Origin of the sequence: Bradyrhizobium sp. USDA 4538, from assembly GCF_024171045.1 — a bacterium.
Lineage (GTDB): Bacteria > Pseudomonadota > Alphaproteobacteria > Rhizobiales > Xanthobacteraceae > Bradyrhizobium > Bradyrhizobium australafricanum.
Map to the genome: position 1 here is coordinate 3,679,742 of NZ_JALJZE010000001.1, position 13,278 is coordinate 3,693,019.

At 65.7% G+C, this 13,278-nt stretch carries 12 protein-coding genes; 6 read left to right on the forward strand and 6 right to left on the reverse strand.

Annotated elements, in window-relative coordinates:
* Positions 1–83: 83 nt before the first annotated feature.
* Positions 84–1,304, reverse strand: coding sequence for a ubiquinone biosynthesis hydroxylase (locus tag J2R78_RS16540; RefSeq protein ID WP_253605665.1), 1,221 nt, complete (start codon positions 1,302–1,304; stop codon positions 84–86).
* Between the two features lie 206 nt (positions 1,305–1,510).
* Between J2R78_RS16540 and tesB the strand changes: the two genes are divergently transcribed.
* Positions 1,511–2,374, forward strand: coding sequence for an acyl-CoA thioesterase II (gene tesB / locus J2R78_RS16545; RefSeq protein ID WP_016841424.1), 864 nt, complete (start codon positions 1,511–1,513; stop codon positions 2,372–2,374).
* Between the two features lie 43 nt (positions 2,375–2,417).
* On the opposite strand, the gene J2R78_RS16550 is transcribed toward tesB, so the two are convergent.
* Entirely contained in the window at positions 2,418–3,308 is an 891-nt protein-coding gene (locus tag J2R78_RS16550) for a DUF4339 domain-containing protein (protein WP_225161893.1), read from the reverse strand.
* Between the two features lie 330 nt (positions 3,309–3,638).
* Between J2R78_RS16550 and J2R78_RS16555 the strand changes: the two genes are divergently transcribed.
* The 5 genes from J2R78_RS16555 (at position 3,639) to J2R78_RS16575 (ending at position 6,969) form a co-directional block, all read left to right on the forward strand.
* Entirely contained in the window at positions 3,639–3,977 is a 339-nt protein-coding gene (locus J2R78_RS16555; RefSeq protein ID WP_028335836.1) for a P-II family nitrogen regulator, read from the forward strand.
* Positions 3,978–4,124: 147 nt separating this feature from the next.
* On the forward strand, positions 4,125–5,444 hold the full coding sequence (locus J2R78_RS16560) for an ammonium transporter (RefSeq protein ID WP_253609837.1): 1,320 nt from the start codon (positions 4,125–4,127) through the stop codon (positions 5,442–5,444).
* Positions 5,445–5,622: 178 nt separating this feature from the next.
* Positions 5,623–5,937: a helix-turn-helix transcriptional regulator gene (locus J2R78_RS16565; RefSeq protein ID WP_253605667.1), complete on the forward strand. Its 315-nt coding sequence runs from the start codon at positions 5,623–5,625 to the stop codon at positions 5,935–5,937.
* The gene (locus J2R78_RS16570; RefSeq protein ID WP_225161894.1) at positions 5,934–6,290 is read left to right on the forward strand and encodes an SRPBCC domain-containing protein; all 357 of its coding nucleotides are present in this window, start codon (positions 5,934–5,936) and stop codon (positions 6,288–6,290) included. Before J2R78_RS16565 ends, J2R78_RS16570 begins: the two co-directional genes overlap by 4 nt.
* A gap of 52 nt (positions 6,291–6,342) precedes the next feature.
* Positions 6,343–6,969, forward strand: a complete 627-nt coding sequence (locus J2R78_RS16575) for an ATP-dependent Clp protease proteolytic subunit (protein WP_092081250.1) — start codon at positions 6,343–6,345, stop codon at positions 6,967–6,969.
* A 27-nt stretch (positions 6,970–6,996) separates the two neighbouring features.
* Here the strand turns inward: J2R78_RS16575 and J2R78_RS16580 are convergent, their stop codons facing one another.
* Genes J2R78_RS16580 through J2R78_RS16595 form a run of 4 tightly spaced genes read right to left on the reverse strand, consistent with a single transcriptional unit; the run spans position 6,997 to position 13,277 of the window.
* Entirely contained in the window at positions 6,997–8,802 is a 1,806-nt protein-coding gene (locus tag J2R78_RS16580) for an alpha/beta fold hydrolase (protein WP_253605670.1), read from the reverse strand.
* Entirely contained in the window at positions 8,799–11,309 is a 2,511-nt protein-coding gene (locus J2R78_RS16585; protein ID WP_253605672.1) for a glycoside hydrolase family 2 protein, read from the reverse strand. The genes J2R78_RS16580 and J2R78_RS16585 overlap by 4 nt, the downstream gene beginning before the upstream one ends.
* Positions 11,310–11,353: 44 nt before the next feature.
* On the reverse strand, positions 11,354–12,352 hold the full coding sequence (locus tag J2R78_RS16590; protein ID WP_253609838.1) for a DUF1839 family protein: 999 nt from the start codon (positions 12,350–12,352) through the stop codon (positions 11,354–11,356).
* 1 nt (position 12,353) lies between these two features.
* Positions 12,354–13,277: an amino acid--[acyl-carrier-protein] ligase gene (locus tag J2R78_RS16595; protein ID WP_253605673.1), complete on the reverse strand. Its 924-nt coding sequence runs from the start codon at positions 13,275–13,277 to the stop codon at positions 12,354–12,356.
* Position 13,278 lies beyond the last annotated feature (1 nt).

Below are 13,278 nucleotides of genomic sequence, written 5' to 3' on the forward strand. Positions count from 1 at the left end.
CCCCGGATTTCGCGGAGCCTGTCATCGGGCGCGCATTCGCGCGACCCGTTGGCTTCATCCGGGCTACGGAACCTCCGCAACCGCTACAGCGCCTCGCCCTTTAGCAGCCGCGGCACCTCGCCTGATAGTCCCGCCGCCTGGCGGATGAACATCTCCTTCAGCGGCGGCGCGCGATCGACGAGCCCGAGGCCAATGTCGCGCACGGTGCGCAGCAGCGTCGATTCGTTGGAGAACAGGAAGTTCAGCGAGTTGGTGGCGACGCCCATCGCCATCGTGTCGAAGCGCCGCCAGCGCTGGTAGCGCTCGAGCACGTCGGCCTGGCCGAGGTCCATGCCGAGCCGCGCCGCATCGACCACGACCTCGGCGAGCGCAGCGACATCCTTCAGGCCCATATTGAGCCCCTGCCCCGCGATCGGATGGATCACATGCGCGGCGTCGCCGATCAGCGCCAGCCGTTCGGCGATGAACGAGCGCGCGACGAAATAGCCGAGCGGGAAGGCGCGCGGCTTGTCGAGCGGTTTGATCTCGCCGAGATGCAGGCCGAAGCGCTGCTCTAGCTCGGCGTGGAATTGCTCTTCGTTCAAGGCGACAATGCGCGCGGCATCGTTGCGCGCCTCGGTCCACACCAGCGACGAGCGATTGCCGGTCAGCGGCAGGATCGCGAACGGCCCGACGGGCAGGAAATGCTCCTCGGCGCGGCCGTGATGTTCGCGCTCGTGCCCGACCGTGACCACGATGCCGGACTGGTCGTAGTCCCAGCCATGGGTCGCAATCCCGGCGCGCTCGCGCAGCTTCGAGCGGGCGCCGTCGGCGGCGACCAGCAGGCTCGCATCGATCACGGTGCCGTCGGCCAGCGTAACGCTGACGCCGTCGGGCCGCGACGCGAAGCTCGACACCGCGGCGGCGCGCAGCTCGACGCCCTCCGCCTCGGCACGGCTCGCGAGCGCATCGATCAAATAGCGGTTTTCGACCATATGGGCGAACGGCTCGCCGGGCGCGACATTGCCGGCGAAGGTCAGGAATACCGGGCGCATCGCGTCCTCCAGCTTGGAGTCGGTCACGACCATATCCGTGATCGGCTGCGCCGTCGGCGCCACCTGGCCCCAGACACCGAGGGTCTCGAACAGCCGCCGGCAGGCCGCCACGATCGCGGTCGCGCGCGGATCGCGGCTCGGGCGCTGGCTCAGCGCCGGATCGGCCACGATGACCGGGATGTCGGGCCCCAGCCCCTGGCGCAGCGCCACGGCCAGCGCCAACCCTGCAAATGCGCCCCCGCAGATGACAATACTTCGCTGTGCCGGCATTGCCCTTCCCTTACGCGCCTCACGCTCTCAGACTATGCTTGCTACCTGATAATAGCTGGGCGAAACAGGGGCCAGAAACAAGGTCACGAACCTAACGGACGTCATTCCGGGGCGATGCGTCAGCATCGAACCCGGAATCTCGAGATTCCGGGTTCACGCTTGCGCGTGCCCCGGAATGACCGTTCAAGTCAAACCGAAAGCCGCCGATGTCCAAGAGCCTGATCGACCTGCTGTCCATCCTCGATCTCGAGCAGCTCGAGGTGAATTTGTTCCGCGGCAACAGCCCGAAGACGAGCTGGCAGCGCGTGTTCGGCGGCCAGGTGATCGGCCAGGCGATGGTGGCGGCCTGCCGCACCGTCGAGGGCCGCCTGCCGCACTCGATCCATTGCTACTTCATCCTGCCCGGCGATCCGCAGATCCCGATCATCTACCAGGTCGAGCGGCTGCGCGACGGCAAAAGCTACACCACCCGCCGCGTCACCGCGATCCAGCACGGCAACGCGATCTTCTCCATCATGGTGTCGTTCCATGCCGAGGAGGAGAGCAACTTCAATCATCAGGAGAAGATGCCCGACGTGCCGCCGCCGGAGAAGCTGACCGCGGAGGAAGTGTCGAAGCAGCCGATGTTCAAGGAGATGCCGGAGTTCATCCGCCGCTATTACGAGAGCGACCGGCCGATCGAGCTGCGCCCGGTCGAGCTCGGCCGTTATTTCGGCCAGAAGATCGACGACGGCCGCATCCATGTCTGGATCCGCACCGCGGCCAAGCTGCCCGACGATCCCGCGCTGCATCTGTGCGCGCTCGCCTATGCGTCGGATTTCTCGCTGCTCGATGCCGTGATGGCGCGCTACGGCCGCACGCTGTTCGACAAGCGCATGATGCCGGCGAGCCTCGATCACGCGATGTGGTTTCACCGCCCGTTCCGCGCCGACGAATGGCTGCTCTACGCGCAGGATTCGCCGAGCGCGCAGTCGGGCCGCGGCCTGACGCGCGGCCTGATCTTCAAGCCCGACGGCACGCTGGTGGCGTCCGTCGCGCAGGAAGGATCGGTGCGCGAGCGAAAGGCGTAGCGCTCACGCCCGAACAGAGCCGGTCGGCACGATGCGATCGCGCTTACTGGCCGGCGTAGGCACCGCGCTCGGTCAGCGCGAATTGGGAGACGAACCAGTTGCCGTACCAGCGCAGCACCCACGGAATCGGGATCAGGAAGCCGCAGGCGATCGTGAACACGATGGTTCGCCACAGCACCTCGATGCCGGACGCATTGAAGCTGACCTCGCGGCGCGTGCCGTCGATGTTGCGGCAGATCCAGCGCATCCAGGCGGTCAGCACCCAGGCCCAGCCGATGATGGTGATGGCCGAGACCACCATCGCCACGTACCAGCCGACATAGGCGACCGGGCTGCCCTTGAACGAAATCGGCAGGTCCTGGCCGCTCGAGCTGAGATGGCCGATGATCCAGCGCACAATCATCCAGCTCAGGAAGCCCTGCAACAGCAGCGAGAGCAGCGTCACGATGTTGCTGTTGGCCGCGCCGGCATAGGTCAGAAGGCCAAGCACGATGAAGACCCACCAGATGTCGAGCGGCTGTCCAGTGAAGGCGAAATGCGGCCGGCCCGGCACGCGGATATAAGGGATCGCAAAACGGTACAGGCCGGTCGCGGTCCACGGCGCCGGGATGACGAGAATCTGGCCGATGAACATCAGGAGGCTGCGGCCGAACAGGCCCCAGATCGGGAAGTCGGCGGACAGCGTGCCGCCGCTATAGCTTCCGGACGCCACCACCGGCGGCGGTCCGCCGGCCTGCGGAAATGCCGGCGGCGCGCCGGCGCTCGGGACGAGGCCCGGAATCTCCCCGGCCTTCTGCCAGCCGGCCATGCCCTCGGTCCACACCAGGGTGTCGGCCCCCACCGTGCCCCGGGTGATCAGGTCGCGGAGCTGGGTTTCAGGCAGGGGGCCCTTTTGCTGGCCTTCGGATGCATAAAACCAGTTTCGGTTCGACATTTCTTGTTTCCTCGGGGCGCGCGCACAGGGACACGCGATAGGCGAAACGAACCAGCAAGAGCGCTGGCCGGGGCGGGAAAGCCACATTGTGGCCGAGCGTTTCCATTCCGTACAGTGAGGGAGCACACGCGCTGCGCATGTTTTCCGCTTCAACCTGCAAGTTTTTTATGCCATTTGCCCAGAAAGCTGCCAGATTTGGCGGACGCGAAGTGCCGCTCGGGGATGGCAAATTGCCGCTCCGGGAGGCAGCAGGTGCCGGCTCGCGGGACGGCAAGTGCCGCTCCGGGACGGGCGCACACGGAAAACCTCAAGGGAATGAAGGCCTGAACCATGAAACTCGTCGTCGCGATCATCAAACCGTTCAAGCTCGATGAGGTGCGCCAGGCGCTGACCGCGATCGGCGTCCACGGCATGACTGTGACCGAGGTGAAGGGCTATGGCCGCCAGAAGGGCCACACCGAGATCTATCGCGGCGCCGAATATGTCGTGAACTTCCTGCCCAAGCTTCGGATCGAGATCGCCGTCGATACCGAGCTCGCCGACAAGGCGGTCAGCGTCATCACCGAGCACGCCCGCACCGGCCAGATCGGCGACGGCAAGATCTTCGTGACGCCGATCGATCATGCGCTGCGCATCCGCACCGGCGAGACCGACAACGACGCGCTCTGAACCCTGGAGCCTGATCCCTCGCGACAAACGCGGAAAGCGTTTGCGCGGAGATCATGCCCAAACAAAACGATCGAGATCATCGCCGGCAACGACGCCGGCGCACGCCACAACCGCACACCAAGAAACGACGACCGCCGGGGAATGATGATGGGGGCACGAGCTCTTCGTGCAGCGATATCAGCTGCGCCGATCACTGCTGCAATCCTGTTCGCGCAAGCCACGCCGGCTTTCGCGCAAGACTCGGCATCCAGCTCCGGCGTCAACGCCGCCGACACCGCCTGGATGATCGTCGCCACCGCGCTGGTGCTGATGATGACGATCCCCGGACTGGCGCTGTTCTACTCCGGCATGGTGCGCAAGAAGAACGTGCTGGCGACGATGGCGCAGAGCCTCACCGCCGTTGCGCTCGTCTCGATCCTCTGGGTCACCTTTGGCTATTCGCTGAGCTTCGTCGGCGACGGTCCTTGGCTCGGCTCGCTCGATCGCTGGTTCCTGGCCGGCATCACCATGGACAGCATCAATCCGGCGGCGAAGACCATCCCCGAAGCGCTGTTCATGCTGTACCAGATGACGTTCGCGATCATCACGGTAGCGCTGGTCGCAGGCTCGGTCGCCGACCGCATGCGGTTCTCCGCCTATGTGCTGTTCTCGATCGGCTGGTTCATCTTCGCCTATGTGCCGCTGGCGCATTGGGTGTGGGGCGGCGGCTTCCTCGCGTCGGCGGGCGTGCTGGATTTCGCCGGCGGTCTCGTGGTGCATCTCTCCGCCGGCATCAGCGGCCTGGTCGCGGCCAAGGTGATGGGCAACCGCCACGGCTATGGCCATGACAATCTTTCGCCGTTCGATCTGTCGCTCGCGGTGGTCGGCACCGGCCTGCTCTGGGTCGGCTGGTTCGGCTTCAACGGCGGTTCGGCGCTCGCGGCCAATTCGCGCGCGGTGATGGCGATCACCGCCACCCATCTTGCGGCCTGCGCCGGCGCGCTGACCTGGGGCGCGATCGAATGGGCGACGCGCCGCAAGCCGTCGGTGCTCGGCATGATCTCGGGCGCGGTCGCGGGGCTCGGCACCATCACCCCGGCATCCGGCTTCGTCGCGCCGTGGCACGGCGTCGTCATCGGCATCATTGCCGGCCTGGTCTGCTTCTGGGCCTGCACCTGGCTGAAGCATCGCTTCAAGTATGACGACTCGCTCGACGTGTTCGGCGTGCACGGCATCGGCGGCCTGACCGGCACGCTGCTTGCCGGCGTGTTCGCGGCCTCGGCAATCGGCGGCACGTCCGGCCTGCTCGAGGGCAATCCGAAGCAGCTGCTGATCCAGCTCTACGGCGTCGCGGCCACCTTTGTCTGGTGCGGCGGGGTCACCTTCGTGCTGCTCAAGCTGGTCAGCGCCTTCGTCCCGCTGCGCGTCTCGATGCAGCAGGAGCTCGAAGGTCTCGACATCTCCCAGCATGGCGAGGCGCTGCAGTAAGTAGCCGAGGCGGCGGTGGCAGCCGGACTCACGGGGCCAGGACGACGACACCGGCCACCGCGAGGGCGAATTTGTAAAACAACCCCATGCAAAGGACCCGAGCGCCGCGACGTCACGAAGTACGGCGCGAGCAAGGTTCGGGCTTGCACGACACATAAGTGTATGCTTATGTATCGTCATGGTCGACACCGACATCTTCAAGGCGCTGGCCGATCCGACCCGCCGCAAGGTCTTTGAGAAGCTGGCCGGCGGCAGCCTGAACGCCAGCGCCTTGCGCGACGGACTTGAGATCAGCCAGCCGGCAATGTCGCAGCATCTGGCGGTGCTGCGCGCGGCAGGGCTGGTGCGCGAGCAGCGACAGGGCCGCTTCGTGAATTATGAGGTCGACCCGAACGGCATCGCCAGCATCGGGACCTGGCTCGCCCGCTACCGCGCCTATTGGCCGAAGCGCATCGAAGCGCTCTCCGATCTGCTGAAGGACATGGATCAATGAGCGACACAGTTGAGCCTGATCATGCCGACGCCGACCTGGTGCTCGAATACGAGCTCGATGCACCGCCTGAAAAAGTGTGGCGCGCGGTGACCATTCCGGCCCTGCGCGAACGCTGGCTCCCGGATTGCGATCTCGCGGACGCTGAACCCCTGTCATCGATCGCTGGCGAAGAGGTGCGCTTCCGGCTGCGCGAGTCCGAGCCGCCGTTTCGCGAAAGCCATGTCACCTTCCGGATCGAGCCGAACGAGGCCGGCGGCACCCGCTTTCGCATCATCCAGCAAGCATGCGACATCAGGGGAAAGCAGCCGCAACCGGCCAACAGCAACAACCGCACAATGATGCGCGCGGCCTGATCCCCAACCTCACCTACCGAGACTTCATCACCTGCAGCAATGGAGGTCGCCGATGCGCGACATGATGCAACTCGTCCCTATGGTCGTCGAACAGTCGAGCCGCGGCGAACGTTCCTTCGACATCTATTCCAGGCTGCTGCGCGAGCGCATCATCTTCCTGAACGGCGAGGTCAATGATGCGATGTCCGGACTGGTCTGCGCGCAGTTGCTGTTCCTCGAAGCCGACAACCCCAACAAGCCGATCAACCTCTACATCAACTCCTATGGCGGCGTGATCACCAGCGGGCTTGCGATGTACGACACCATGCAGTTCATCAAGGCGCCGGTGCACACGCTGTGCATGGGCACGGCGCGCTCGATGGGGTCGTTCCTCTTGATGGCCGGCGAGCCCGGTCACCGCGCCGCGCTGCCGAATGCGAGCCTCCACGTGCATCAGCCGCTCGGCGGCTTCCAGGGCCAGGCGTCCGACATCCTGATCCATGCCACCGAGATGCAGGAGACCAAGCGGCGCATCATCCGGCTCTATGCGCAGCACTGCGGGCGCACCGAAACCGACGTGGAACGGACCCTGGATCGCGATCACTTCATGTCCGCGCAGCAGGCGCTCGAATGGGGACTGATCGACAAGGTCTTCGCCGAACGCGACGCCGCCGAAAAGCATGATCCGGTGCCGCGCTGATCTTCGTCGCTGGAGCGGCCAAACCGTTCATGACAGCGCCATCGATTTAGACTTCACCTCGGCATGCTGCACCGTGACCCGCACGGTATCGGGACGGTTCGATCCTCCGCGCCTGCCGCCGCCGCGGTGGTCGATCAGGCGCGCGACGACAGCGCGCCGCGCATGACGAGACGTCAGCGAATGGTCGGCATTCGGCAGCGTCAACCGCGTCACTCCAGGGATGCTTGTGAGCCGTTTGCCGTCCTGACCGAAATGCCGTGCGATCTCCTGCAGGCTGAGATCGCCGTCCGAGGTGACCATGAGGACGCGCACGCCGCGGCTACAAAGCTCGCGCATCCAGCGCTCGACGCGGTTACGGCCAAGCAAGGCGGACGGATGCATCGCCGATAGCGTCGACTTGACGGCTTCCAATCCGCGCCGCACCAGCCGCCTGGCGCTATCTGACACTGACAGCTTCCAGGCGGACCTGGTCGTCATCGCAGGCCCGTCCGCCGGACCGATCTGTTGCTGGCTTCCGCGATTCGCCTTGGAGGTTTCGTATGCTTTCCAGGCCGTAAGCTCCAGCGCGTAGGAACTGTTCCAGGCAAAGCAGAGCGGGTTGATCATGGTCAGGGCGCGGACGCGGCGGTCCGCGCGCGCAGTGTGAAAGGCCTGGAAGGCGCCCGAGCATGTGCCCACAAGCTCGACTTCGGCAAAGCCCGCCCGCTGCATCCAGTCAATCGCCGCGCTGACGTCGAAGCGGGTGCGGGAATCATAGAGGAACAGACGATTGCTCCCGGCATCGTCGCTCAGGCCGAGGCCCGGCAGGTCAATGCGAAGCGACGCCACGCCGGCGGCGGCAAGCTCGCGCGCCGCCTCGACCGTGCCGCGCGCCCAACCGACATGCGGCACCCCGCCGGAGTTGAGGAAGATGACCGGATCGGCCGCAGCATGGCCGTCACGTGGCCGGGTCAGCACGCCACAGATCAATGGCGCCTGCCTGATCACAACCGGCTCTTCCGTGTAGTGCGATCCCTCCATTAGCTCGCGGCCGGTCAAGGATACGACGCCCCGAGCTACGCCGGCGACGGCCCGGTCGGACAACCAATCCGCCCAGCAATCGACAACGTCGGCCGGGATCCGGTTCGCGGTCGGGTCGCACATGAGCAGGTGATAGTCCTTGAACTCCGCGATTGTCGCGCCTTCGAAAGAAGTTCGACCGTCGCGGATTTCAGAGCCTGCCAACGGCTTTCCGTTCGCGATCAAAAGCATCGGCAGGGGCGGAAGGGCCGCGACGGCCCGCCGCCAATCCAGCCTCGACAGATCGGCGAGCGTCTCATGCGAAAGCCGGAAGCCGACGGCCTCGCGGCCCTCGGCGAACGTCGCGTCGCTTGCGGCGCTCTTGGCGAGCGACCCATCGATCACGCGCGACATCGCGGTGATTTCGCGCACATAGGTTTTGCCGGAACTCGGTGGCGCGAGCAGCGCAAGGCCTGCGACGTCGTCCCGCCCCGCCGCAGCGAGCGGGGCCAGCAGCGCGCCGAGACGGAAGCCGGCGAGGATGACATCCTCCACGCCGCAATCCCGCTTCAACCGGTCGATCGCCGCGCCGATGCTTGCGGTCCAGGCCATCACCCGGCCCGGCGCCGAATCGTCGCCGGCGGCGTCGCCGCAGCCGGGATAGTCAAACAGCAGGACAGGCAGGCCCGCCGCGGCCGCCCTGTCGGACAACAGCTTCAGGAATCGGCGACTGCACAGATCCTCATGACCATGCGCGCCGGCGATGACAACGCCCCGCCGCCCCTTCGCTACGTTCAGCCAGCCGATGGTATCGGCAAAGACAACTGGTTTCATGTCATGCTCCCGGCGGACTCCTTTGTCCGCACGACTTCCAATGCTTCCGCTCTCGGCACCTCGTAGCTCGCGTCGCGATCGGCATTGAGCGCTGTCACCGCGCCGCCAGGTGTCGCCAGGCGCGGACCGTCAAGGCCGACCTCCCGCTCGATGCCCGGCATCAGGTGGAAATTGTTCTCCGTTGGAACGAACCGATCGTCCTGGATGGAGACGTGGTAGGCCGCGCGTTTGCAGGCCAGCCGCAGCCGCCACGCGTCCTTCCGACGCACCAAACTCACAGTCAGGCCGACGTCGCGCTGCGCGGTCATGACACCCGGCAGCACATGGAAGGCCTCGGCAAAGACCTTCCCGTCGTCGCCTTCCAGCCTTGCAACGGTGACCTCATGTCCGGGCGGCCCGAAGCGATAGGCGTAGGAAATATCGAAAAAGGCGCCGAGTACCGAGAAGGCCGAAAGCGACAGGCCGCTGTGCGCCGGCACGCTGATCGGTTGGCGCGCCGACACCACCGGCGTGACGCCGTCCCGCAGACAGGTCAGCGATAATGTCGCCCGAACGGTCTTCGCGGTATCGTTGATAGCATGGACGGTCAGCCCGTTGACGCCCTCGTCGCTCAGGATCAGCCGTAGCGGGGCAAATGCGCGCCTCAGCCCGTGCCAGACCGGCTTAGGCCGGCCGGTCGAATCGACCACGCCCCAACCCGCGCCCGGCCGCAAGTCCTTCCAGAAGAACAGCAGCGCTCCAGCCGTCGGCGAACAGGGTCTGCGCCATTCGTCGATGGTGCGCTCCACTATCTCGGTCGTCACCGCACGGGAGAGCTCGAGATAGCGTCTGGTATTTTCGATGCGCAGCCGGCGCGCGTCGACGGAAAAAAGCGTTTCCAGATAGTGCTCGCGCACATCCTCGAAGTCCCACGACGCGCCGACGTCGCGCGGCGCACCCGCCTTCCAGCGCGGATCGTGCACCGGCGGCACCGGCAGATGCGCATCCAGCGTTGCCTGGTCAGGCACATTGGCAAAGGCAAGGCATTCGCTCGCGAAGCGTACTTCGGCGCGGCGCGCGTCATCCAGCGGGCGGCAATAGGCGCCGACCCCGTAATAATGCATCGGCCCGCCATCAGCCGTGAAAGGCAGGTTGCCGCCGGATGGCGATGACGTCACAAGCACCAGGTCGGGACGCTGCGCTTCGGCGATGGGGCGCACCACCTTGTCGAACCAGGGCGTCGGATCCATCGACATCGGCATGCCCATCATCGCCGCCTGCTGCGCCACCTCGCTGCCGCCGCACAGAACGGCGAGTGATGGCGAATGCCTGAGCCGCGTGAGCAGGTCCTCGACCTCGCGCGAGAGCAACGCGCACCAGGCCTCGTCCTTCGCCGGATAGTCGAAATTGGCGAGCATCAGGTCCTGCCAGACCAGGATGCCCATCTCGTCGCAGAGCTCGTGAAACGCGTCGCCCTCGTAGACGAACGTGCCGCCGACCCTGAGCATGTTGACGCCCGCCCGTCGTGCAAGATCGAGGTCGCGCGCGATCTCTTCGCGTGAGGACGGCAGCCGCACCGGGTCGGACGGCGTCCACACCGCGCCGCGACAAAAGACGGATACGCCGTTGACGACCAGCCGAAAGCCGCGTCCGTCGGTGCCGCGATCGATCTCGATATGCCGGAAGCCGACGCGGCCGAGCGTTACTCGCATCGAGCCGAGCGTGACGACAACCTCGTGCAACGCCGGATCGCCATGGCTGCTCGGCCACCATGGCGCAACGTTCGCAATATCCAGTTTCGCCGTCAGCCGCGTCGCTGTCTCTAAGGTCAATGCGGCGACAGCGCCCGCACAGGCGACCGTGGCCGGCGCGTCATCAAACGGCTCGACCAGCGTGATCGCGATGGAAAGATGCCCTGTTGTGCCGGCGAGGTCGGCCTGCATTTGCACATCGCGCACGCCTTGCCGGTTGGTATCGCGGATCAGCTTGATCGGTCGCCACGGTCCGACGATGTCGAAGCCAGGGGACCAACCCGGCATATGGCCGATCAGCGTGGTCCGTACGAGCCTCAGCCGCTGATCGTCGATCATGCGCGGCCGCCAGCGCGCACGCGGACCGGTCAGGGTTTCCAGATGGCGGTCGAGGCTGCGGAATGCGATGGCCAGTTGCTCGCCGCCGGCAAGCGTCAGGGCCACATCATGGCGCTCGAACATCGAGGTCGAGGACAGCACGAGGCGATCGTCGAGCCAGACCTCTGCAACCGTCGCCAAGCCGTCAAATACGAGACGGGCCGGGCCGGTGACGTCGAGCCGGCGACGATACCAGACGTCCTGGTCGTGCAGCGGAGTGGGATGGTTGCGGTCCCAGCGGCCGAGCCGCTCCAGCGCAGCAGCGGCCGTGCCGGGGCACGCCGCCTCCAGCCATTCGGCGCTGCCGTCGATCGCCGCCGGAGACGCCCACGCGCCGGCCGGCGAGACGACCATGCACCAGCCGCTGTCCAGAGGCTCGGCCGTGTCGGTCGTCGACACCAAAGCGTCCATACACATGCATTCCCATGACCGGCAGGCCGGTCCTACGCTGCCTTGCTGGCGAGATCCGCCATGCGACCGTCCAGAGCGTCCATCACCGTTTGCCAGGCCTTGGCCATCGGCCCGATGGCGTCCGCGAGCCCATCGAACCGATGCCGGGCCATGGCGCGGGCGAGCTTGAATTGCATGACCTTGGCGCCCTCGGCGATTGCCGCGGCGGCTTCGATCGCCTCGGCCAGACCGGCCTCGCCGTGCCGTCCCAGCCATTCCAGATGACTGGAGAGGAGTTCGAAATTGGCGCCCACCTGCCGCAACGTGTTGAAGGCGTAGACGTGAAAATACTCCGGTGACCGGGCGGCCAGTGCCTCGGCATGGCCGCCGAACACGGCCGCGTAGGCATCGAGCGGATTGCGCTTCGGCCTCCGCCGCAGATGCTGCGCGAGGATTTCCGTGGCCGCACTGACCGGATCGCGCGAGGGGCGCATGGTGTCGAACTTGACGAACTCGGCATAGGGAAATAGCGGCAGGCCGCCGGCCGGCGCGTCGTTGCGCTGCCCGAAAATGCCGTCATAGTCCTCGCCGTCCAGGGCGAAGTAGCCGTCGTTGTGGAAGTAGGCCATGTGGCGGCGCCCGGGAACGAGCACGTTGACGCCGATCGTCGTCTTGGAATGGCCACTGCGATAGGTGATGCCCTTCGTGTCGGGCAGGTAGAAGGCATCGACCTCGACCAGCGGCAGCCGCCCGCGCTCGATCTGATTGAGAACGTGCGCCTCCAGACGATCGAACACGGACAGTTCCTGGATATCCAGGCCGGCCAATCGCTGCAGGTCGGCCGTCGGGAACTTGAAGAACGTGAACTGGTCGCCTTCGAAATCCTGCGCCACGGTGAAGCCGAGCGCAGCGACCGGGTCATTCCCGTTCGCATGCATGACTTCGATCAGAAGATCGACATAGCAGTTGGTCTGCGGCCATCGTCGCTCCGCGTCGTGTAGCAGGTGCGGCTTGTAGTCGGCCGGATCGAGCCCGGCGATGGCACTCTGCATTTCAGTTGCCCCAAAGCGTGTCACGCACGGAAGCCGGCCATGCCTCGACCTCAGGGCCGTGATGGCGGAACAGCGCGAGCGCCACGCGCTCCAGCCCGAAGCCGACGCAGGCCGAGTGGCACAGGCTGCCATCCGCGAACTTCAGGCCCCAGGTCTGGCCAAAATGGTCGCGATGATAGTTGAAGGACAAGCAGGCCGTCGGTTTCTCGATACTGGTTACCGGGATCAGCAGCTCGAACTTGAGTCCCTCGTCGCGCTGGTTGTTGGCCATCATCTTGCCGCCGCGACCGAAGAACGGATCGTTGGCGAGATCAACCTCGCAGGGCAGGTCGAGGGATTCGATCATCGCCTTGCCGCGCTCCAGCCAGCTTTCGCGGAAGGCGCACACCTGCTCGGCCGTACCGATGCGGACGAATTCGCGCATACGGAACAGCTGCATGCGCGCGGGATCCTTGGAAGGCTCATGACGGAAGCAATAGGAGGAAAGCTCGAACAGCACACCGTCATCGGGCACCGGACCGCGCGCGGCAACGGTCGGATAGAGCGGATAGCAGGCGGCTGGCGTCAGCACGACGTTCGTCGCCTGCTGCAGCTCGGTCCAGTCCTCTCCCGCAGCCATCATGCCGAGAAGCCGCGCATGCTCGCGCTCGCCGCCCATGAAGGAATGTACGCAGCCTGCAAGCTGCGGGAAGCTTTTCATATAGCCACTGCCTTCAAGCGTGGCGCGGCTCATGCCCGGTGGGAAGTGGATGCGGGTTGCCTTGTCTGGCGCTCCGATGCTGGTCACGAGCCGCTCAAAGCGCTCGATCACGTCTTCGAAAACGCCGGAGCGGCCATAAAGCCCGTCTACTCCGGTCTTGAACAGGATGCTCTTGTCGAACAGGGTGTCGAGCAGGCTCTTGGCATCGAACGTCTTGGCGTCCATC

Excerpts from the sequence above, each read along its gene's own strand:
- J2R78_RS16540 (WP_253605665.1), bottom strand. The coding sequence starts at position 1,304 with ATGCCGGCACAGCGAAGTATTGTCATCTGCGGGGGCGCATTTGCAGGG.
- tesB (WP_016841424.1), top strand. The coding sequence starts at position 1,511 with ATGTCCAAGAGCCTGATCGACCTGCTGTCCATCCTCGATCTCGAGCAG.
- J2R78_RS16550 (WP_225161893.1), bottom strand. The coding sequence starts at position 3,308 with ATGTCGAACCGAAACTGGTTTTATGCATCCGAAGGCCAGCAAAAGGGC.
- J2R78_RS16555 (WP_028335836.1), top strand. The coding sequence starts at position 3,639 with ATGAAACTCGTCGTCGCGATCATCAAACCGTTCAAGCTCGATGAGGTG.
- J2R78_RS16560 (WP_253609837.1), top strand. The coding sequence starts at position 4,125 with ATGGGGGCACGAGCTCTTCGTGCAGCGATATCAGCTGCGCCGATCACT.
- J2R78_RS16565 (WP_253605667.1), top strand. The coding sequence starts at position 5,623 with ATGGTCGACACCGACATCTTCAAGGCGCTGGCCGATCCGACCCGCCGC.
- J2R78_RS16570 (WP_225161894.1), top strand. The coding sequence starts at position 5,934 with ATGAGCGACACAGTTGAGCCTGATCATGCCGACGCCGACCTGGTGCTC.
- J2R78_RS16575 (WP_092081250.1), top strand. The coding sequence starts at position 6,343 with ATGCGCGACATGATGCAACTCGTCCCTATGGTCGTCGAACAGTCGAGC.
- J2R78_RS16580 (WP_253605670.1), bottom strand. The coding sequence starts at position 8,802 with ATGAAACCAGTTGTCTTTGCCGATACCATCGGCTGGCTGAACGTAGCG.
- J2R78_RS16590 (WP_253609838.1), bottom strand. The coding sequence starts at position 12,352 with ATGCAGAGTGCCATCGCCGGGCTCGATCCGGCCGACTACAAGCCGCAC.
- J2R78_RS16595 (WP_253605673.1), bottom strand. The coding sequence starts at position 13,277 with ATGGACGCCAAGACGTTCGATGCCAAGAGCCTGCTCGACACCCTGTTC.